18 protein-coding genes are annotated in these 21,754 nt (G+C 37.9%); 11 read left to right on the top strand and 7 right to left on the bottom strand.

Annotation, left to right across the window (positions count from 1 at the left end):
- Window positions 1-7: 7 nt before the first annotated feature.
- From SOLCA_RS11275 to SOLCA_RS11260, 4 genes are all read left to right on the top strand, one after another.
- Window positions 8-1,603: a RagB/SusD family nutrient uptake outer membrane protein gene (locus SOLCA_RS11275; RefSeq protein WP_014680575.1), complete on the top strand. Its 1,596-nt coding sequence runs from the start codon at window positions 8-10 to the stop codon at window positions 1,601-1,603.
- An 11-nt stretch (window positions 1,604-1,614) separates the two neighbouring features.
- Window positions 1,615-2,685, top strand: a complete 1,071-nt coding sequence (locus SOLCA_RS11270; RefSeq protein WP_014680574.1) for a SusE domain-containing protein — start codon at window positions 1,615-1,617, stop codon at window positions 2,683-2,685.
- 111 nt (window positions 2,686-2,796) lie between these two features.
- Complete coding sequence (locus SOLCA_RS11265; RefSeq protein ID WP_014680573.1) at window positions 2,797-4,206, top strand: alpha-amylase family glycosyl hydrolase; 1,410 nt, start codon at window positions 2,797-2,799, stop codon at window positions 4,204-4,206.
- A gap of 86 nt (window positions 4,207-4,292) precedes the next feature.
- On the top strand, window positions 4,293-5,489 hold the full coding sequence (locus SOLCA_RS11260) for an acyltransferase family protein (protein WP_014680572.1): 1,197 nt from the start codon (window positions 4,293-4,295) through the stop codon (window positions 5,487-5,489).
- Window positions 5,490-5,947: 458 nt separating this feature from the next.
- On the opposite strand, the gene SOLCA_RS11255 is transcribed toward SOLCA_RS11260, so the two are convergent.
- The 5 genes from SOLCA_RS11255 to secDF all read right to left on the bottom strand — a co-directional run bounded on the left by SOLCA_RS11255 (window position 5,948) and on the right by secDF (window position 12,711).
- The gene (locus tag SOLCA_RS11255) at window positions 5,948-6,214 is read right to left on the bottom strand and encodes a hypothetical protein (protein WP_014680570.1); all 267 of its coding nucleotides are present in this window, start codon (window positions 6,212-6,214) and stop codon (window positions 5,948-5,950) included.
- A 128-nt stretch (window positions 6,215-6,342) separates the two neighbouring features.
- Entirely contained in the window at window positions 6,343-6,735 is a 393-nt protein-coding gene (gene tnpA, locus SOLCA_RS11250) for an IS200/IS605 family transposase (RefSeq protein WP_014680569.1), read from the bottom strand.
- Between the two features lie 631 nt (window positions 6,736-7,366).
- Window positions 7,367-8,245, bottom strand: a complete 879-nt coding sequence (locus SOLCA_RS11245; protein ID WP_014680568.1) for a hydroxymethylglutaryl-CoA lyase — start codon at window positions 8,243-8,245, stop codon at window positions 7,367-7,369.
- Window positions 8,246-8,303: 58 nt separating this feature from the next.
- Window positions 8,304-9,611 carry an NAD(P)/FAD-dependent oxidoreductase gene (locus SOLCA_RS11240; protein ID WP_014680567.1) on the bottom strand — a complete coding sequence of 436 codons (1,308 nt, stop codon included), beginning with the start codon at window positions 9,609-9,611 and terminating at the stop codon, window positions 8,304-8,306.
- A 154-nt stretch (window positions 9,612-9,765) separates the two neighbouring features.
- Window positions 9,766-12,711 (bottom strand): protein translocase subunit SecDF, encoded by a 2,946-nt coding sequence (gene secDF / locus SOLCA_RS11235; RefSeq protein WP_014680566.1) that lies wholly within the window; start codon window positions 12,709-12,711, stop codon window positions 9,766-9,768.
- A 294-nt stretch (window positions 12,712-13,005) separates the two neighbouring features.
- Between secDF and SOLCA_RS11230 the strand changes: the two genes are divergently transcribed.
- From SOLCA_RS11230 to SOLCA_RS11220, 3 genes are read left to right on the top strand one after another with little or no spacing between them, the layout of a single operon-like run.
- The gene (locus SOLCA_RS11230; RefSeq protein ID WP_014680565.1) at window positions 13,006-13,914 is read left to right on the top strand and encodes a C1 family peptidase; all 909 of its coding nucleotides are present in this window, start codon (window positions 13,006-13,008) and stop codon (window positions 13,912-13,914) included.
- Window positions 13,915-13,964: 50 nt separating this feature from the next.
- Window positions 13,965-15,629, top strand: a complete 1,665-nt coding sequence (locus SOLCA_RS22375) for a C1 family peptidase (RefSeq protein WP_014680564.1) — start codon at window positions 13,965-13,967, stop codon at window positions 15,627-15,629.
- The gene (locus tag SOLCA_RS11220; protein ID WP_014680563.1) at window positions 15,619-16,065 is read left to right on the top strand and encodes a protease inhibitor I42 family protein; all 447 of its coding nucleotides are present in this window, start codon (window positions 15,619-15,621) and stop codon (window positions 16,063-16,065) included. The genes SOLCA_RS22375 and SOLCA_RS11220 overlap by 11 nt, the downstream gene beginning before the upstream one ends.
- On the opposite strand, the gene SOLCA_RS11215 is transcribed toward SOLCA_RS11220, so the two are convergent.
- Window positions 16,062-16,550: a dihydrofolate reductase gene (locus SOLCA_RS11215; protein ID WP_042481151.1), complete on the bottom strand. Its 489-nt coding sequence runs from the start codon at window positions 16,548-16,550 to the stop codon at window positions 16,062-16,064. The genes SOLCA_RS11220 and SOLCA_RS11215 overlap by 4 nt on opposite strands.
- 62 nt (window positions 16,551-16,612) lie before the next feature.
- Window positions 16,613-17,407, bottom strand: a complete 795-nt coding sequence (locus SOLCA_RS11210) for a thymidylate synthase (protein ID WP_014680561.1) — start codon at window positions 17,405-17,407, stop codon at window positions 16,613-16,615.
- Between the two features lie 157 nt (window positions 17,408-17,564).
- Here SOLCA_RS11210 and ispE point away from each other — a divergent pair, with 157 nt between their 5' ends.
- The 4 genes from ispE to cysD all read left to right on the top strand — a co-directional run bounded on the left by ispE (window position 17,565) and on the right by cysD (window position 21,753).
- Window positions 17,565-18,368: a 4-(cytidine 5'-diphospho)-2-C-methyl-D-erythritol kinase gene (gene ispE / locus SOLCA_RS11205; protein WP_014680560.1), complete on the top strand. Its 804-nt coding sequence runs from the start codon at window positions 17,565-17,567 to the stop codon at window positions 18,366-18,368.
- Between the two features lie 483 nt (window positions 18,369-18,851).
- Window positions 18,852-19,685: an energy transducer TonB gene (locus tag SOLCA_RS11200; RefSeq protein ID WP_014680559.1), complete on the top strand. Its 834-nt coding sequence runs from the start codon at window positions 18,852-18,854 to the stop codon at window positions 19,683-19,685.
- 276 nt (window positions 19,686-19,961) lie between these two features.
- A complete protein-coding gene (locus SOLCA_RS11195) occupies window positions 19,962-20,663 on the top strand; it encodes a phosphoadenylyl-sulfate reductase (RefSeq protein WP_014680558.1) in 702 nt (233 codons plus the stop codon).
- Window positions 20,664-20,862: 199 nt separating this feature from the next.
- Window positions 20,863-21,753, top strand: a complete 891-nt coding sequence (gene cysD / locus SOLCA_RS11190) for a sulfate adenylyltransferase subunit CysD (protein ID WP_014680557.1) — start codon at window positions 20,863-20,865, stop codon at window positions 21,751-21,753.
- Window position 21,754 lies beyond the last annotated feature (1 nt).

Here is a 21,754-nt window from a genome sequence, read left to right as displayed (position 1 = left end):
ATCAATTATGAAAAAATATAAATTTTTCACGATCGCTTTAGTGGCAGCAGGACTTAGCATGTCGTCTTGCATTAACGATCTGGATACCGTTCCTACGGATAAAAGGATTATTACTTCGGCATCTGTTTTTAATGATCCGCAGGCCTACAAACAAATGCTTGCAAAACTTTACGGTAGCTTAACCCTTACCGGACAAAAAGGGGAATTTGGTTCGCCTGAGCTTTCTGCTTCTGATGAAGGTACCACTTCATTTTTACGAGGATATTTCAATATTCAGGAGGTTACTACGGATGAATGTATTAATGCCTGGGGCGATGGAGGATTAGTAGAATATCATGGAATGGTATGGTCGGATGCTAACGGTTATGTTAACCTGATGTACCAGCGCATTTTCATCAATATTTCTTATTGTAATGAATATATCCGTTCGGTACAGGAAAGAGTAGGGGGGCTGTCGGAGCCGTTAAAAGGAGACGTTACCAAATACCTTGCTGAAGCTCGTTTTATGAGAGCGTTGTATTATTACTATGCTATGGATCTGTGGGGAAATGTGCCATTTACCACTGAAAAAGATAAAACAGGTGCATTTATTCCTAAGCAAATTAATAGAAAAGACCTTTTCGCTTATATCGAATCAGAGTTAGTTGACGTGCTTCCTTCATTAGCAGAAGCTCGTACCAATGAATATGGTCGTGCAGATCAGGCTGCTGCATGGATGTTGCTAGCTAAAATGTACTTGAATGCGGAAGTGTACTTAGGTAAAGGGAATGCCCGATATACCGACTGTTTAACCTATTGCAATAAAATCATTAATGCAGGTTATACTCTTCACCCTAAATATAATGAACTCTTTTTAGCTGATAACCATAAGTGGAATGAAGAAATCATATTGCCGATTGCCGAAGATGGAATGAATACCCGTGGTTATGGAGGTGTAACCTATATTATCCATGCTCAGGTGGGTGGAAATATGGATTATGTAAAAGATTATGGCATACCTAGTGGGCCTTGGGCCGGTAACAGATTTACGAATACGTTTGTAAACAAATTTGCCGATAAAACCGGTGCCACTGATAAAAGAGCAATGTTCTTTACCGATGGCCAGAAACTGGATATAGATGTTCCTAATCAGTTTAAAGAGGGATACCTAAGTACTAAATATAGAAATGTGAACGCAGATGGCTCAGCTGGAAAGCATGGAACATTTGTCGACACAGATTTTCCTTTATTCCGTTTGGCTGATGTTTACCTGATGTATGCAGAAGCAGTAAAAAGAGGGGGAACAGGTGGTACTGAAGCAACTGCCGTTTCTTATATCAATAAAATCCGCGAGAGGGCCTATGGAAATACATCCGGAAATATTGCTGCTGCCAATCTGACACTTGATTTCATTTTGGACGAAAGAGCTCGCGAACTCTATTGGGAGTGCCACCGCAGAACAGATTTGATCCGTTTTGGCAAATTTTCCGGTGGTGAGTATTTATGGGATTGGAAAGGAAATGTTAAAGCAGGCGCAGCAACTCCGGCCCACATGGATCTGTTCCCAATTCCGGCTTCCGATCTATCAATCAATACTAATCTGGTTCAAAACAAAGGTTATTAAGATTAAACAACATGAAAAAACATTTTTATACACTATTGTTTCTTGGTTTAACCTTGTTTGCTTGTCAGAAAGATGAGGTTGGTCCAATGATAGGTGAAAAAATTATTGCACCTGAAATAACAACTCCGTCAAGCGGATCAACTATTGAAATAACAGCACTAAACCTAACTGATACGGTTAAAGTTAAATGGAAAAAGGCAGATTATGGGGTAACCACATCAGTAAGTTATTTTTTACAAGCTGATTCGGCAACTAAACAATTTGCTCATCCGGTTTCTATCGGTTCAAGTAATTCAGATGAATTATCAATAGTAATGACCGATCTGAATAAAAAATTATTAGACCAGTTGCATTTACCTGCCAACAAATCTTCAGTAATAGAATTAAGATTAGGTGCATCTATCAATAATTTAGATACAGTTATTTCTCAAGTCATTAAAATGACCATTACGCCGTTTAAGGAAATTGTTGAACCTCCGACTATACCTGAACCTGTACGTTTATGGGTGCCAGGTGGCTATCAAGGCTATAAGCCAGCGTCAGCACCTAAACTAACCGCTATTGATGATGGAAAATTTGAAGGTTATATCTATTTCAACTCAGGTACTGATCTTAAGTTTACCTCAGCTCCTGATTGGGATCATATCAATTATGGCTATGCTTCTGATGGCAAATTAACAACAGATGGACAGGCCGGCAGTATGTCGGTTGATAAAGCTGGTGTTTATAAGATTGAAGCTAATATCAGTGACCTTACTTATAAAATTACACATATTAGCACTTGGGGAATGGTTGGTACTGCAACGCCAGGTAGTTGGGATGCCTCTACACCTCTAACGTATGATGCTAGTAAAGATGTGTGGACAAAAACGATCAACCTGGTAGCTGGAGCATTAAAATTCCGTGCTAATGATGGTTGGGATATTAATTTCGGTCCTGCAGCAAGTGCTGAGTTAGAAGGTGAACTTGTACAAACAAATGACGCAATCAACATAACTGAAAGCGGAAATTATACGGTTACCATTAGCTTAAGCAAAGCTAATCAGCCTTACAAATACACGTACACAGTTCGCAAAAACTAATGTATTGTAGGGGCGGTTTCGCTGGCTGTGACCCGCCCTTTTTTAATCTATTGTTAAACCCAACTATTTCTTATAAATAGATTATTTTAACGTTTTAGCCATCTCGTTTATATGAAATATGTAACCATACCATTTAAAATGAATGTTGTTTACGCGCTACTCGCGTTGTCCTTCTCTTTTTTAGATTGTAAGAAAGGAGATGACCCGGTAACACCTGTTCCTCCTGTTGTAAAACCCGTTGACCCACCTGTATATGCAGCACCTTTTGCAAATGTTCCTGCTACAAAAGATGTGGTAATGTACGAAGTGAATCTAAGAGGCTTTAGTAAAGAAGGAAACTTTAAAGGTGTACAAAATCGCCTGGATTCGATTAAGGCTTTAGGTGTGAATGTTATTTGGTTGATGCCTATTAATCCAGTCGGACAAATCAGGTCTGCTGGAGGATTAGGGTCTCCATATGCAGTTAAAAATTATAAAGAAGTAAATCCCGAATTCGGAACGTTAGAAGATTTCAGAACGCTGGTTAAAGAAGCCCATAAACGTGATATGGCGGTGGTGATCGACTGGGTGGCTAATCATACCGCCTGGGATAACCCATGGATCAGTAATAAAGCATGGTATAAGCAGGATGCCAACGGAAATATCATAATTCCACCTAATACAAACTGGAATGATGTTGCTGCCCTTGATTATAATAATCAGGATATGCGAAAAGAAATGATTCGTTCTATGAAGTATTGGGTGCTAGCTGCAAATATTGATGGATTCCGTTGCGATGCAGCTGATTTTATTCCATATGATTTCTGGAAACAAGCCATCGACACGCTTAAAACTTTTAAAGACCGAAAATTGGTTTTATTGGCAGAAGGTAGTCGCACCAATCATTTTAATGCTGGTTTTCAGTTAAATTACGGTTGGGATTATTACAAAACGCTTAAGGAAGTATTTAAGGGAACTCAACCGGATGCATCATTATTTACCACCAGTTCGCAAGAAATGACAAATATTCCTTCTGGTTCTACTAAACTCAGATTTACCACCAACCACGATGAAACGGCTTGGGATGATACACCGGTTGGATTGTTTAGTGGTAAGCGTGGCTCTATGGCAGCATTTGTGCTCGCCTCGTACATGGGCGGAAGCACCTTGCTGTATAATGGTCAGGAGGTGGGTAGTACTAAAAAGCTATCCTTCTTTGATCGTGATCCGATCGACTGGACTGAAAACCCTGATATGGTAGCCGAGTATAAAAAGCTCATTGCTTTTAAAATGGGCAGTGAGGCTGTTAAAGAAGGAGAGATTATTAAGGTTAACAGTTCCGATTTAGTTGTGTTTAAACGTGTATCCAATAATCAGGAAGTGTTAGTTATTGTAAATACGAATAATAGCGAAAGTACATTTGCGGCTTCGTCAGAACTAGTAAATGTTTCTTGGAAAAACGCTATGGATAATAAAGACTTTACTTTGCAGTCTTCTTTAAAATTACAACCGTATCAATACTACATACTGAGTAAAAAATAGTGTGTATAATTGATTAAGCAGTGTTATTAAAAGTTTAGCTCAGCCTTTAGCATTTCGCTAAAGGCTTTTTTATTGGAAAAGATTGTATGAAGCAATTACAATTAACATCTTTGCCGACTGAAACTATGTCTAAAACCATTAAATATTTCCCGGGCCTAAGTGCTTTACGTTTTTTTGCCGCTTACCTGGTTCTGATGCATCATACCGAAACCATCAGGCAAAAATATGGCTTATTCAACCTTGAAGCATATACATTGTTTAGAAACGGAAGTACTGCAGTATCCTTCTTTTTTGTGTTAAGTGGTTTTCTGATTAGTTATCTTTTACTGAAAGAAGATAAAGAGAGCGGCGACATAAGTGTAAAGGGTTTTTATTGGAGAAGAGTGGTACGTATATGGCCTTTGTATTTTTTGCTTGTAATAATTGGAGTTTGGTTGGTACCTTTTGCACTAAAAACAATCGGGTTTGAGTATCAAATGCCTTATTCAGGTGGTGAAGTATGGTGGATGTACCTTTTGTTTTTACCGTTTTTGGTGAATACCTTATTTGGCAGCAGTTTACTGGAGCCATTATGGTCTATAGGGGTAGAAGAGTGGTTTTACATTATTTGGGCACCACTAATGAAATTTTTCCGTCAGCATATGTTATTACTGTTTTGGTTGATCATTGTTATCAAAACCAGTTTAATAACCTTATTAATGTTGATGGACCCGCAGCCTGGTTCTTTTTTAGATGTAACCAGACAAGTGGTAGACACCCTAAAGTTTGAAGCCATGGCAATAGGAGGGATTGGGGCTTATTATGTTTTCCACGGAACCAAATCTTTTGATAACTGGAAAATATTCTCGCCTGTGGTACAACTTACAGGTTTTACTTTATTAATATGGCGATTGGTTTTCCATGGCGAGTTGGTTGCTTCTAATATTGCGTTGGGTGAAGTTTCAAAGGTATTGTTTAATACCCCGGTTATTTCGAATCTGATTTTGTACGTGTTGTTTCTTTGGCTGATTCTGTCTATTTCCTTAAATCCTAAATCATGGATTAACTTGGATAAGAAATGGTTAAATTCTTTGGGTGATGTTTCTTACGGTATATACATGTACCAAATGCTGGTGATATTCGGGGTTATTTTGATTTTTAAGAATCACTTGCAACAATTATCCCCGTTAATGTCAACTTTGGTATTTTATGGAATTATCTCGGTTGGAGTAATCGGCGTTTCTTATTTATCCAAATTCCTTTTTGAGAATAAATTCCTTAAATGGAAAAGCTTAGTAAAATAGCCAAATGGTTATTTTATGCAGAAACAATTAATGAAATGTGGATGACAGTACGCTTCCCAAATAATTGTTATTTAAAAAGCAATTAAGGAAGACCATTTAAGAGTCTTCTCAAACTTAGTGGAAAAGTTGATGGGACAAAAGGAGATAATTTCATCTTTAAGGAGAAAAATTCGGGGAAGTCTAGCCTTAATAGAAATAAAAGATTAGAAAAGTTAACTCCGGATGGAGTGAAACTTAACAGAGAATTAGTTTCGCTCCATCCGGGGCTTATGTATTAGACTGATGTATATCTACTAAGGTTATCCTCCTCCGGAGATTTAAATAATCTAAAAGTCATAAGTTTTGAGTATACAATTCAATCCCCCACTTTTCCTATTAATTTGCCTCCAACTATATAAGCAATAAGAGTTAGAGGCGATGTATGTACCGGCTCTCTTAAAATGAAAAAATAAAACGAATTATCTGGTTTTACTTGCCTTGCTGATGAAATTACCTATTAAATAGCCAAATATTCCTCCAATAACGGCTCCGCTCACAGCTGAAATCCAATTCATTTTATAAAGGAAAAATGCAACAACGGCTCCGATAATTCCTACAAAGATTGCAAAGAACCATGAGGTTTTATTCTTCTTATAAGGAACAGGATGTGACTGTACAGCTGAGTGTTGTTGATGATGAGCTTGTTGATGGGTATGATGCTTTTGTCTGTTTCTACTCTGTGGCATAACTATATTGTGTAAAAATGATCATTATGAATTGTTACTAAATAAGTTTCGACAAAGGTGGGAGAGAGTGATCTTTACATCTTAAGCATTATTATTTTATTTCAAATTTAAAATTTTTCATAAATGCATCAACCTCCTGAGCAAAAGATTTTGAGGTATGGATGCTTTTCCTGGTTATGGATATAATTAATCACTTTGGAGAGCTGAGATTCACTTACAGAGACTGCAAAATAATCATCTTGCCAGCTAAAAAAATCATTAAGCATTCTTGATTTATTTAACCAAAAGGCTGATTCTCCTTTTATCATATGAGCAATTTTTGAGATGGTCTGATCTTTTCCAATAGAAATCAGGCAGTGTAAATGATCCTCATATCCATTGATAGCTTGCAAAAAAATATTGTTCTTTTTACAGTTTTCCATGATATGCAGCCTTAGCTCAAATCGAATGTTTCTTTTTAAAAAAGGTATTCTGTTTTTGGTAGAAAAAACAAGGTGTACCCAAATCTTTACATGTGACATAGATGAAATTCTTTTATTGATAATGAAAAATTCATTATCAATCTGATAGCCAATAATAATTGCGCAATTATAGCTTTTTAGGATTAAAATATATTCATTCATCAAGATTCAAAATCATTGCCACTTCCCAAGCCTGCATATTAAAATTAAATCAATCAATTACTCATCAAGCCTCCGTCAGCTAAAGCAGACGGCAATGAAGCAACTATATTGTGAAAATAGGACAAGAACTTCATTACCGTTGGTTTTAACCAACGGGTAAGAAAAGAATCACAGAACTATATTGAGAAAATTTATGGAGTAGATTATCTAATAGGACAAGACTTCATTGCCGTTGGTTTCAACCAACGGTAAGAGAATCACAGAAAAACCCTGCTCGACAAAATCATTGCTTCTTCTCAAGCCTGCATATTAAAATAAAAATCAATCAATCACACATCAAGCCTCCGTCAGCTAAAGCAGACGGCAATGAAGCAACTATATTGTGAAAATAGGACAAGGACTTCATTACCGTTGGTTTTAACCAACGGGTAAGAAAAGAATCACAGAACTATATTGAGAAAATTTATGGAGTAGATTATCTAATAGGACAAGACTTCATTGCCGTTGGTTTCAACCAACGGTAAGAGAATCACAGAAAAACCCTGCTCGACAAAATCATTGCTTCTTCCCAAGCCCGCATATTAAGCCCTGTATTGATGTTATTTTGTTCGAGGTAAGATAATATGCCTTCAGTGGCAATGTTGCCTGTAAGGTCATCTTTGGCCATTGGGCAGCCGCCGAATCCTTTTAGCGCTGAGTCAAATCGGCGACAGCCAGCTTTCCAGGCAGCATCTATTTTTTCTACTCGTGTAGAAGGGGTTGAGTGTAAGTGTACTCCAAACTCAATAGCAGGATGATCTTTACTTAAGTTGCTATAGATGTAAATAATGTTTTCTGGGTTTGAAACCCCTATTGTATCAGATAAAGAAATGATGTTTACACCGATCTTATTCATCTCATTTACCCATTTGGAAACAATTTCGGCACTCCACTCATCTCCATAAGGATTTCCAAACCCCATTGAGATATAAATAACTAGTTGCTTATTGTTTTTTACACAAAGTGATTGAATCTTTTGAACCGTATCAAAAGACTCAGTGATAGAACTATTTGTATTACGCTGTTGGAACGTCTCAGAGACAGAGAAAGGGAATCCAAGATAAGATATCTCATTGAATGCAACAGCTTCTTCTGCGCCTCTTAAATTGGCTATAATGGCAAGTAGTTTTGATTTGCTGGATGAAAGGTCTAATCGTTTTAAAACCTCCCTTGTGTCACTCATCTGGGGAATGGCTTTTGGCGAAACAAAACTGCCAAAATCAATCGTATCAAAACCAACCTGCAAAAGCTTATTAATATATTCAGCCTTAAGATCAGTAGGAATAAATTCATGAATTCCCTGCATGGCATCACGCGGGCATTCGATTAGTTTTAAGGGATGGGTGCTCATTGAATGTTCATAGTTCATAGTTGATGGTTCATAGAGACTTAAACTATGATCTATGAACCATCAACTATAGGCCAATCTATACTTCTATTGGATCTAATTTCTTATCTGCTTGTTTTTCAAACCTCCGGATAATTAAACGAGTTCCCCTGTCGTAGCTGAAGTAACTCCAAACCCAGTTAACAAACACTACCACACGATTTCTGAAGCCAACAAGAGTCATAAGGTGAACGAACATCCATACAAACCATGCAAACATTCCCTGGAAACGTATAAATCCTAAATCTACAACAGCACGATTGCGTCCAACAGTTGCCATTGAGCCTTTATCAAAATACTTAAATGGTTCCATTGGAATATCGTTTATTTTTTTGACGATATTTTTGGCCACTAAAACACCCTGTTGCATAGCTGCTGGAGCAACTCCCGGATGTCCGCGAGGAAAATCTTCCGTGATCATTGCAGCAACGTCGCCAATAGCGAAAATATCATCGTAACCTTCAATCTGATTAAATGTATTTACTTTGAAGCGGTTTCCTCCTACAACAACATCTTTGTTGATTCCAGGTAGCGTTTCACCTCTTACACCAGCAGACCAAATCACTACTTTACTCTCCAATGCTTTACCACTACCAAGCTCTACTTTTTCACCGTCATATCCCAAAACCCTTTCGTTAGTGCGGATATTTACACCCATACGTTTCAGGAAATTCTCCGATTTTTCGGAAGCCTGTTCCGACATTGCTCCAAGAAGCCTTGGTCCGCCTTCAATCAGGTTAATCTGCATCCGACGAATATCAAGTTCCGGATAATCGTGTGGAAGCACATGATTTTTTAGCTCAGCCAAAGCACCTGCTGTTTCAACTCCGGTTGGACCTCCACCAATTACCACAAAATTCATGAAAGCTTCCTGCTCACTTAAGCTATCAGTAAGTAAGGCACTTTCAAAATTCTGAAGTACCAAGCTGCGCATATCCAATGCTTCAGGAATAGTTTTCATTGGCATAGCGTGTTCTTCAATATCCTTCATACCGAAGAAATTGGAATTAGAACCTGTCGCTATGATGAGGTAATCATAATGAATGTCGCCAATATTGGTGATAATTGTTTTCTTTTCACCGTCAATAAAGCGAGCTTCGGCCACTCTGAAAATAAAATTTTTCTGATTTTTAAAAATCTTGCGAAGAGGGTGTGCAATTGAATCGGGTTCTAAGCCCCCCGTTGCCACTTGATAAAGCAACGGCTGAAAGGTGTGGTAGTTGTGGCGATCGATCATGATCACCTGAACTTCTTTATTCTTTAACTTTTTAGCAGCCTGGATGCCTCCAAATCCGCCTCCGATAATAACAACCCTTGGGAAATTTGTTTCTGGAATATCTATCGACATAACTTAATAAGAAGAGTTTTTCAATATTAACAAAAAAGATCCATAGTTGTTGTCAGCGCTAGGTAAGACCTTCGATGTCAAGAGAAAAAGTATTAAACGAAAAAGGCGCGTAACAGTTGTTACGCGCCTTTCGTTTATTGAATTTGCAATCAGATTAGTTCTTTTTGCGGATAAAGTCAACTACAATTGGCGTAGCTACAAACAATGAAGAGTATGTACCTACAACAATACCAACCAACAAAGAGAAGGAGAAACCACGCAATACCGCACCACCAAATATGAATAATATTACCAATACTAACATTGTACATAAACCTGTAACAACGGTACGGTTAAGAGTACTGTTCAACGCGCTGTTGATTACAGTGCCCATTGATTCATTTTTGCTATGATGTAAACCTAAGTATTCACGAACACGGTCAAATACTACCACCGTATCGTTCATTGAGTAACCCATAATAGTCAGAATTGCTGCAATGAAGGTTTGATCAACTTCCAATGAGAAAGGTAATAAACCATTGAATATCGAATAGATCGCAATAATTACCAATACGTCGTGAAGTAGGGCAACGGTAGCACCGATACCAAACTGCCAGCGGCGGAAACGAATGATAATGTAGATATAGATAATTACCAACGCTAAACCAATTGAATACAATGCAGATATTTTAATATCGTTTGCAATTGTAGGACCCACTTTACGGGTATTCATGATTTCAGCCTTATTATCTTTGATCTTAGCTAATCCTGCTTGAAGTTTAGTTTCAACTTCTTTATCAATGCTTTCTGACTGATTATCGATTTCGTAAGAAGTAGTGATACGAACCTGATTAGCACCACCGAAAGTTTTTACTTCAGGCTCTTTACCACCTAATTCAGGAGTAATTGCTGCTCTTACATCACCAACTTTAACATCTTTCTCGAAACGAACAGTATAAGTACGACCACCTTGGAAGTCAACACCTAAACTTAAACCTTTGGTAGCAATTGAAATAGCACCTGCTAAAATAATAGCACCCGAGATAAAGTAGAATATTTTACGTTTAGAAACGAAGTCGAAATCAGTGTCTTTAAACCAGTTTTTAGAAAACTCATTGGTAAATTTAATCACTTTGTTTTTAGCTAACTGTGCTTCGAAAATCAAGCGAGTGATAAAGATAGCTGAGAACAATGAAGTGAAAATACCAATAACAAGAGTAGTTGCGAAACCTTGGATCAAACCAGAAGAGAACACGTAAAGAATGATACCTAATAACAAGATGGTAACGTTCGCATCGATGATCGCTGAGTAAGCGTGTTTAAAGCCGTCAGTAACAGCCATACGCAAGCTCTTGCCATGATCAAGTTCTTCTTTGATACGTTCATAGATCAGTACGTTTGCGTCAACCGCCATACCGATGTTTAGAACGATACCTGCAATACCTGGTAAGGTTAATACTGCTCCGAATGACGCTAATACACCAATCATGAAGAATAAGTTCACAATTAAAGCAACGTCAGCAGCAATACCTGCTTTATTGTAGTAAATCGCCATGAAAACGAACACAACAGCTAAACCAGCCAAACAAGAAATTAAACCTGCATTGATAGCCTCTTGACCTAAAGTAGGACCAACAGTTGCTTCTTCAACAATCTTAGCAGGAGCAGGTAATTTACCCGCTTTTAAAATGTTAGCTAAGTCTTGGGTTTCTTCCACTTTGAAGTTACCAGAGATGGATGAAACACCGCCAGAGATTTCGTTTTGAACACTTGGTGCTGAATAAACAGCATCATCAAGAACGATAGCAATTGCACGGTGATTTGCAGCAGCAGCTTCAGCAGTAATTCTTCTCCATTCTTTAGCACCATCAGCATTCATTACCATCTCTACTTCAGGTTTACCATCTCTGATATCTGAACGTGCAGTTGAAATAACGTTACCACTTAATGCTGCTTTACCATCACGACCGGATGCTCTTAATGCGTTTAAAGCAAAAATATTCTTGTCGTTAATAGCTTTAACGCTCCATGCAAATTTGATGTTAGCTGGGAAGCTTGCTCTAACTTCAGGAGAAGAAAGATATTCGTTAACTTTTGCAGTATCTTTTAATGCTGAATAACCAACCACAGAACCCGGAGCCAACATTTGTTGTCCGTTAGCTTCCTGATAAGTACTAGGCATCATTACGGCAAATAATGGGTTTTGTTTAGCCATCATTGCGCGCATTGCAGAAGTATCATTTTTAGAAGAGTCTGATTTAATCTTGTTTAAAAGAGCCAAATCAGATTTTTTCTTAGTTGTATCAGTTGTTGCTGAAGTAGTTGCAGGAGCCGCTTTATCAGTTAAAGCTAACTTGGTTGCTAATGCTTTGTTAGCTGCTTCTAAACCTCCATATACTTCACGGTTATCATAAGTTTCCCAAAACTCAAGTTTTGCAGAACCTTGTAACAGTTTACGCACACGCTCAGGATCATCAACGCCCGGTAACTCAATTAAAATTCGGTTTCCGCCAATTTTCTGAATATTTGGCTGAGTAACACCGAATTTATCGATACGGGTACGGAGAATTTCAAATGAACGATTAAAAGCGCTTTCAGACTCTGTTTTTAAAAGTTTGATAACTTCTTTATTAGGAGTGTCATAGTTGATACGGCCTTTATTTTCAGCTGTAGCAAAAATGGAAGCTAATTTACCGTTAGGAGCTACTTCATTATAAGCTTTCTCGAATAATGAAACGAAATCTTCAGACGATCTTGTTGATCTTTCTTTAGCTAAATCCATAGCTTTATTGAAAGCAGGATCAGTGCTGTTTCCTGACATTGAACGGATTAGGTCAACCACAGATACTTCCATGGTAACGTTCATACCGCCTTTAAGGTCAAGACCCAGATTTAACTGTTTTTCTTTACACTCTTTGTAAGTAAATTTTGCCACACCCAGGTTATAAACCGGTTCGGTAGCAATTGAATCCAAATAATAACTCTCTTTGGCTGCATTGCCATTGGCATATTCTTTTGCCTTTTTTTCGACACTGCTTACTATCCACGTAAATGAGATGTGGTATAGACAAGCAAGTGCCAGTGCGATAGCCACAAACCTGATGACACCTTTTCCTTGCATAATGCGGTTAAATTTTAATTAAAGCGTTGTTTCTTAAGTTTTGTTGGTTTTTTTACGAAGTCGCAAATCTAAATAAATTTTGATTCTACGCAAGTTTATCTTCCATAATATCTGTGTGTTTAATAAAAAGTTATATGAAAATCTCTTTCTTATTAGTCATTTTTTTACAGTTAGCAATAGATTAAATAATCAACAGAATAGTAGTGTAATATTTTGATTTTCAATAAATTAAATAGATTAATTTGTATGCATTTTTTGTAAATTTATGTAAACATTTATCACCTAAATATCTATATGGAAAATTCTAACATTTATGCGTTAGGTTGGTTAAGAGATCTTCCTAGCTTTAAAGACTACACAGCTGATACAAAAAATGTTTCTGATTCATTGCATGTTGCGGGTGAAACAGAGTCGATTAAAAACATGTTGAAAACGGCTGGTGTAACTACAGCCACAAAGCCTGCATTACCTACTAAAAAGGATCTTAGGACTTGGTGCTCTCCAATTGAAAATCAGGAATCAATAGGTTCTTGCACGGCGAATGCAGGAGTTGGGATAATTGAATATTTTGAAAAAAGGGCTTTTGGAAAACATATTGACGCATCCAGACTATTTTTATATAAGGTTACCCGAAACCTGCTAAAATGGAATGGTGATACAGGAGCCTATCTACGTTCAACAATAGGTGCAATGACGCTGTTTGGTGTTCCACCAGAAGAATATTGGCCATACATAATAGGTAATTATGATATCGAACCTAGTGCTTTCTGTTATGCTTTTGGTCAAAATTATAAAGCAATAACTTATTACCGGCTTGATCCTTCCGGTACCAAAACAACCGATCTATTAATGTCTATAAAATCTCACCTGAATTCAGGTCTGCCAAGTATGTTTGGCTTCTCTGTTTATAATTCTATTTATTCAACCAATGATGGAACTATACCTTATCCATCAGCTAATGATCCAATGGTGGGCGGACATGCCGTTATGACTGTTGGCTATGATGATAAGCTTGAAATTCCTGATGCTTCTGGCACCACTAAAACAAAAGGAGCATTATTAATAAGAAATTCCTGGGGTAAGGGTTGGGGTGATAAGGGATATGGTTGGTTACCTTATGATTATGTGTTGAATGGGCTTGCTGTTGATTGGTGGGTCGTTCTGAAAAATGCCTGGATTAATACTGGAAACTTTAAAGCCTGATAACATCCGGGCTATATTATACATCTGAAACCTATTAATAAATATCTATCATGGCACAATTAAAAATCAAAGCGTTGGTGTCTGACCTGGCTAAAACGCAAGCGCGATGGCAAGCGAGTGAAACTGAAGTTTCGAAGCTTCCTGAAAATCAACAACGTGCTTTATTAGGAGTTGAGATTGATCCTGCTGCATTACAAGCCATTATGGCTGTTCCTCCTAAAGCAACTACACCAAGCTTCGCACCTGCAGTAGATTGGCGAAATCGAAATGGAAATCACGTGACCTCCGTAAAAGATCAGGGTGGTTGCGGCTCATGCGTATCGTTCTGTATTACAAGCGTTGTAGAATCAATGACCTCTATTGAAAAAGGTCAACTATTAAATTTATCAGAGGCCGATTTGCACTTTTGTTCTAATCATGGAGCAAACTGTGGAGGTTGGTGGCCACAATACGCATTGGACGAAGTTAAAGCAAGAGGCATTGTGGATGATGTGTCCTTCCCGTATGCTTCGGCATTTCCTAATAATGATATATGGCAAAGTCCGCCGCATTGTACAAATGTGACCGACAGGGCTTCTAACGCAGTGAAAATAACCAGTTATACGGCACTTGTAAGTGAAATTGATCGTAAAAATCACCTGACAAACATTGGGCCGTGCTCGGCGGTTATTGAGGTTTATCAAGACTTTTTTAGTTATACAAACGGTGTTTATCATCATGTTTCGGGAGGATTGGCTGGTTTGCATTGCGTTTCAGTTATTGGTTACTCTGAAGCAGAACAATGCTGGATCTGTAAGAATTCATGGAATACTGCTTGGGGAAATGCAGGGTTCTTCAAAATAGCCTATGGTCAATGTGGTATCGATACCACGTATCCGTTTTATGGAGCACAAGGAGTTGTTTTACCTGCCCAAAAGGGTTGGCAAGGATGGGAAAGCCTTGGAGGTGGTATAACTTCAAAGCCAGATGCCGTTTCATGGGATAATAATCGAATTGATGTGGTTGCTCGAGGATTAGACTCTGCTGTTTGGCATCGTTGGTGGAATGGTACGGCTTGGTTTGGTTGGGAGTCGTTAGGAGGAGGTATACAAGGTGCTCCGTCTATCTGCTCATGGGCTAACGGCAGGTTGGATATTTTTGCAGTTGGCTTAAATCATCATTTATATCACAAATGGTATCAGGGAGGTTGGAGTGGATGGGAAGATCTGGGAGGATTGCTTTCTTCTGATCCATCGTGTGTTAGTTGGGGAAATAATCGTATTGATATTTTTGCAAGGGGAACGGACTCTGCTCTTTGGCATAAGTGGTGGGATGGGGCCTGGTATGGTTGGGAAAGTTTGGGTGGAGTCTTAACCTCAGCTCCAACTGTATGTTCTTGGGCTAGTGGCAGGTTGGATATTTTTGCAAGAGGAACCAATAATAGTTTGTTCCATAAATGGTATGAAGGCCAATGGTCTAATTGGGAAGATTTAAATGCACAATTATTTGATAATCCGGGAGCTGTTTCCTGGGGCCCAAATCGAATTGATGTCTTCTTCCCGGGACAAAATAACCATATGATGCATAAGTGGTGGAACGGACAATGGAGTGGAGTAGAAGACCTTGGAGGTGTATTAAGTTCTGGAGTGGGTGTCTCATCTTGGGCTGCAAACAGACTCGATTGTTTTGTGATGGGTACCAATTCTCAGCTTTACCATAAATGGTATGAAGGCTGATTTATTTCGTAATTTGGGGTTGAAGAAAACGATCTTCAACCCTAATTTGAATAGGGTTTATCTTGTGAATATTGTCTTCTTGATTGCTTCCCTTTATGGCTGCAAATCACTTCAGCAAGAAAAAAATATGGAATCCAAAGACTTAAAAATAAATGATAGCCTCTTTATTTCCCTTCCGGGAAAGGGTACATCGGGGCTTTTATGGGAATACAAAACAGAGAATGAGGGTATTGTTACGATTGAAAGGGTAGATTATGCAGAAGATCTTTTTAAAGGCACTCCTCAACCCGCGGTGGGATCATCCATCCCCGAAGTGTTTAAAGTAATTGGCACTAAAGTAGGGACAACTAAAATTCACTTTGAGCAGCGACGCCCTTGGGAAAAAACCTCACCACCGATTGATACAAAGGATTTTGAAATAAAGGTTACTGATTAATTCCTGCGTTTATAAGTAACGAATGAATAATCGAGCCTATTTTTTTCGTCAGCTTTATGATCTTCACGTGCAATTTCGATCCATTTATCGCTTGCAATGTCCGGAAAGAAAGCATCTCCTTCAAATACTTGTTTTACTTCAGTGATAAAGAGTGTATCTGCAATGTTCATCGCCTGATTATAGATCTGTGCACCACCGATAATAAAAACCTTTTCATCATTTCTTGTTAGCTCCAGAGCTTCTTCCAGTGAATTAACCAGATCACAACCTTCGATCTTTAAATCTTTATTTCGACTGATAATAACATTCCTGCGGTTAGGCAATGGTCGGCCTATTGAATCATAGGTTTTACGCCCCATAATAATGGTGTTACCTGTTGTTAATTTTTTAAAATGCTTTAAGTCAGCAGGTAAATGCCAAATTAATTGATTGCTCTTGCCGATAACGTTATTTTCAGCCTGCGCTACTATGATGCTTATGTTCATTTTTTCAGAGTTCATAGGAAAGTTAATAGTTCATATTCTAATATAGCAATGAACTTTTTAGATTAAACAGCTACTGCTGCCTTAATATGTGGATGAGGATCGTATCCCGTGAGGGTAAAATCTTCATACTTAAAATCAAAAATATTCTTAATTGATGGGTTGATCTCCAGCTTAGGTAATGGACGGAAATCGCGACTTAACTGTAGTTTTGCCTGTTCAATATGGTTAAGGTACAGGTGAGCATCTCCAAAAGTATGCACAAAATCTCCTGGCTCAAGATCACATACCTGTGCCATCATCATCGTTAATAACGCGTAAGATGCTATATTAAAAGGAACACCAAGGAAAATATCTGCACTGCGTTGATAAAGCTGACAAGAAAGTTTTCCGTTCGCTACATAAAACTGGAAGAAACTATGACAAGGAGGTAAGGCCATGTGTTCAATTTCAGCTACATTCCAGGCGCTTACAATGATTCTTCTGGAGTCGGGGTTGTTCTTTATTTGATTCACCACCTGTGTTATCTGGTCTATTTTTCCTCCGTCAGGAGTTGGCCATGAGCGCCACTGAGAACCATATACAGGCCCGAGTTCACCACTTTCATCAGCCCACTCATCCCAGATACTAACACCATTTTCCTTTAAGTAAGCAATATTGGTTTCACCTTTCAAAAACCATATCAATTCATGGATGATAGACTTTAAATGAACCTTTTTGGTAGTCACCAAAGGAAAGCCTTCGCTTAAGTTAAAGCGCATCTGGTAGCCAAAAACACTGATAGTGCCAGTTCCGGTACGGTCGTGCTTCTCGGCTCCAGTGTCCAGCACATGCTGCATTAAATCGTGATACTGTTTCATATTGTGTCCCTTTTGCAAAAGTAAAAACCTCCTTTGTATTATAACACTTTTATTTCACTTGCTAAATAAATTTATTTTAGTCTGTTCTTAATTGAAGCTTTCCTTTAAACCGGAATAGGCTTTTTCCATTATAAAAGAAACTTTTTACTTTCGTAGCATGATCATTTTTCCTAATGCAAAAATTAATATCGGGTTAAATATTGTTGAAAAACGTACCGATGGTTTCCATAACATCGAAACTATTTTTTATCCAGTAAAAATTTATGATTCATTGGAGATCATTGAATCTTTAGAAACCCAATTTTTTGCTCATGGAATTGATATTCCCGGAAATACCAATGATAACATTTGCCTGAAAGCCTATCAAATGGTGAAGGAAAATATAGATATTCCTCCAATTCATATTCATTTACTTAAAAATATTCCTGTTGGAGCAGGATTAGGTGGAGGATCGGCAGATGGAGCCTATATGATCAGATTGCTGAATCAAAAATTCGAGCTTGGTTTAAGTGTGGAGCAAATGCAGCAATATGCGAGACGACTTGGAAGCGACTGTGCTTTTTTTATCGAAAATACGCCTGTTTTTGCAGTTGGAAAAGGAGATGAATTCTTTTCTCAGGAATTAAATCTCGAAAAATATTTCCTTGTGCTCATTAAGCCCGACATTCATGTTTCAACAGTAGATGCATATGGAGGCTGTAAACCTGAAAAACCGGATACATCCTTGCAGTTATTAGCTCATCTGCCTGTTTCTGAATGGAAAAACACTATCAAAAACGATTTCGAAAAAACAGTATTCAAAAAGTACCCTCCCATTCAAAAGATAAAAGAAGAACTTTATAGGGCTGGTGCAATGTATGCATCAATGAGCGGTAGCGGTTCTTCTGTATTCGGAATATTTGATAAGGAAGTTGTCTTACCACACCTTGAAATGGAGCATAAAGTTTTTTATGGGGTTTAATAATTTGTTCGAAAAAACTATCTGTTTCCAGTTTTTCATCTTGCGACGGGTTAGGGGTGTGTTATAATTTGTCATATATCAATACTTATTTCTTTCTTATTGATTTTAGCAATACACTTCTCTATAAGTAGTTATTTGTACATCTTGTCTGAAACATAAGCTCCGGATGGAGTGAAACTAATTCTTTGTTTAGTTTCACTCCATCCGGAGTTAACTTTTCAAATCTTTTTATTTCTATTTAAGGTTAGACCTCTATGAAGTTTTCTTCTTAAGGATGAAATTCTCTCCTTTTGTCTTCCCAACTTTTCCAGTTGATCCAATTTTTCATTTCAAATTCGCTTCTGAAAAAAAATAATCGATTTATTTCTGACTGATTTACAATATATTAATCTGTTTTTATTCCTAAATGTAAAATATTTTTCTTCTGCCTTATGGAATTTTATTCATGGCCGCATCTTAATAGAAATTTAAATTCTTATAGCCATGAAGAACCCATTTATCAACAACAACGATTTAACCGAAATTGTATTTGAGAACCGCCACAAGGAGTATGGAGCTTATCAATTGAGGGCTCGCTACGACAAAACCATGCGAAAGTCATTATTTGTTTCCGTGGGTACTTTAGTGGTTTTAGGATTGTCGGCACTAGTGTTTAGTTCGAAAGCTGATGAAGCTCCTGATGTGATCACAATTGTAACCGACCTAACAGATGGTGAAAAAATTATGATTGTGCCTGATGAGCCTGAAAAGTTAGAAACACCTAAAAAGGCAGAGGAATTACCTCCTATATCTACTGTCAAAGATACTGAGATGCGAATTGTGGAGGATAATAAGGTAACCGAGAAGGATGTGGTGCAAACTCGTGATGAGATGAAGGATAAAGTAGGGGGTAGCGAAACAGTTGAAAATCCGGATGGAGATCCTAATGCTAAATCATTGCCAATTGCAGATAATAATAGCAATGGTAATGGAGGATCGGAAGGAGCTGTTGAAGGAACGGCCGACAAGGAATTTGTTAGTGTAGAACAAATGCCTGAATATGAAGGTGGAATGCAAAAGATGTTCAAGTTTATTGGTCGCAACTTGCGTTATCCATCACAAGCCGTTGAAAATAATGTTCAAGGTTCTGTAATTGTACAGTTTGTGGTTGATCGGGATGGAAGTGTGAATAAAGTGTCAATTTTAAGAGGCATAGGCGTAGGATGTGATGAAGAAGCTATGCGTGTTGTAAGGTTGTTAAAATTCACTCCCGGTAAACAAAATGGTCGCCCTGTAAAAGTGCAGTTTAGCTTGCCTATAAAATTCACGTTGAATTAAAAATATCGTTAAATCATCTACCTCAATTGTTAGTGTGTCTGCGTTCCGGCGAAAGCCGGGACGCTTTTGTGTTTTATTTGGTACACTATAGTCCTGAATCGGAATAAATTCTATTATTAAATTTTCATTTTTAAGTAATTATTGTTGTTAATAGTGCAGTAAATAGGTGTTTTTGTAGTATTTTTTTAAATATGAGTGACTATTATTGTAAACAGATGTTGTTTGGAATGATTTTTTTAATACTTTTGCAATTAAACTACTAAGCCGATAGGATATATGCATAACGAGTTAACAGAACAGCTTCAGAAAGAAGTAGAAGGGTTAGGTTTAGCAGAATCGCTGGCATTTGTGGCCGAGCGTTTTCCGCAAAAAGCTGTGTTCTCTACCTCTTTTGGCATGGAAGATCAGGTGATTACCGATGCAATTTTTCGTGCAAAATCTGATATAAAGGTTTTTACGCTAGATACTGGACGCTTGTTCAATGAAACGTACGAAGTGTATTCCAGAACAGTAGCAAGGTACAAATTTCCAATTACTCCCTTTTATCCAAATCAGGATGAGATTCAGGAATTTGTAAAAACAAAGGGTATTAATTCTTTTTATGAATCTGTAGAGAACCGCAAGGAATGTTGCCGAATCAGAAAAATTGAGCCCTTAAAAAAAGCGTTAGCGGGTGCTGAACTCTGGATAACAGGTATTCGGGCCGACCAATCAGAGAATCGTAAAGGTTTTAATCTGTTTGAATACGATGCAAGCTTTAATTTAATAAAGTTTAATCCGATTTTATTGTGGACAGAAGATGACGTTCGTGAATACATCAAGAAAAACAGTGTTCCTTACAACTTTATGCACGATAAGGGTTTTGTAAGTATTGGCTGCGCCCCTTGTACACGTGCGATAGAACCGGGAGAAGACCCTCGGGCCGGTCGTTGGTGGTGGGAAGAGTCGAAAAAAGAATGCGGATTGCATAGTAGCTAAGATGCGATTAGTTCATAGTTAATGGTTCATGGCCAATAACTTATAGTAATTTTTCAGGTATTGTTCTGTGAACCATGATCTATTAACAAATAACGTTGCCAATAGATAATTGTTCATAGCCAATAACTTATAATAACTTTTCATGGTGTATTGTTCTATGAACTATGAACCATGATCTATTAACAAATAACTTTCAGTTATGAACAACCATTTAAAAACATTAGAAGAAGAGTCGATTTACATTTTACGTGAGGTTGCGGCGCAGTTTGAACGTCCTGCTTTATTGTTTTCAGGTGGAAAAGATTCTATCACATTGGTGCATTTGGCTCGTAAAGCTTTCTTTCCGGCTAAATTCCCTTTTCCATTGGTTCATATTGATACTGGTCATAACTTCCAGGAGACGATTGATTTTCGCGATTGGTTAGTCAACAAAGTTGGTGCTCAGTTAATCGTAGGCTCTGTTCAGGATAGTATCGATCAGAAGAAAGTAGCGGAAGAAACCGGTAAATATGCCAGCAGAAATGCTTTGCAAACGGTTACTTTGCTCGAAACTATTGAAAAAAATAAGTTTGATGCATGTATAGGTGGTGCTCGTCGTGATGAAGAAAAAGCACGTGCTAAAGAACGTATATTCTCTGTTCGTGACGACTTCGGACAATGGGATCCTAAACGTCAGCGTCCGGAAATCTGGAATCATTTAAATGGTATGATCAATTTTGGAGAAAATGTTCGTGTTTTCCCCATCAGCAACTGGACCGAATTAGACGTTTGGAGTTACATCAAACAAGAAAATATGGATTTGCCAAGCATCTATTTCACTCATAAGCGTGAAGTGTTTGAACGCGATGGCTTAATATTTCCTCACTCTCCTTACATCAATATGGATGGAGAAGAAGTATACGAAACGGATGTTCGCTTCCGCACAGTAGGCGATATGAGCTGTACAGCAGCTGTATTATCAACAGCTGATAACGTAGACGATATCATCACAGAAATCAAAGCCTCAACCATATCTGAACGCGGAGCCCGTTTCGACGATAAACGCTCCGAAGCAGCTATGGAGAAACGCAAATTGGCGGGGTATTTTTAGT

Source organism: Solitalea canadensis DSM 3403 (genome assembly GCF_000242635.2).
Lineage (GTDB): Bacteria > Bacteroidota > Bacteroidia > Sphingobacteriales > Sphingobacteriaceae > Solitalea > Solitalea canadensis.
The sequence above is the reverse complement of the archived record's forward strand: the minus strand, read 5'-3'. Positions and strand labels throughout refer to the sequence as shown.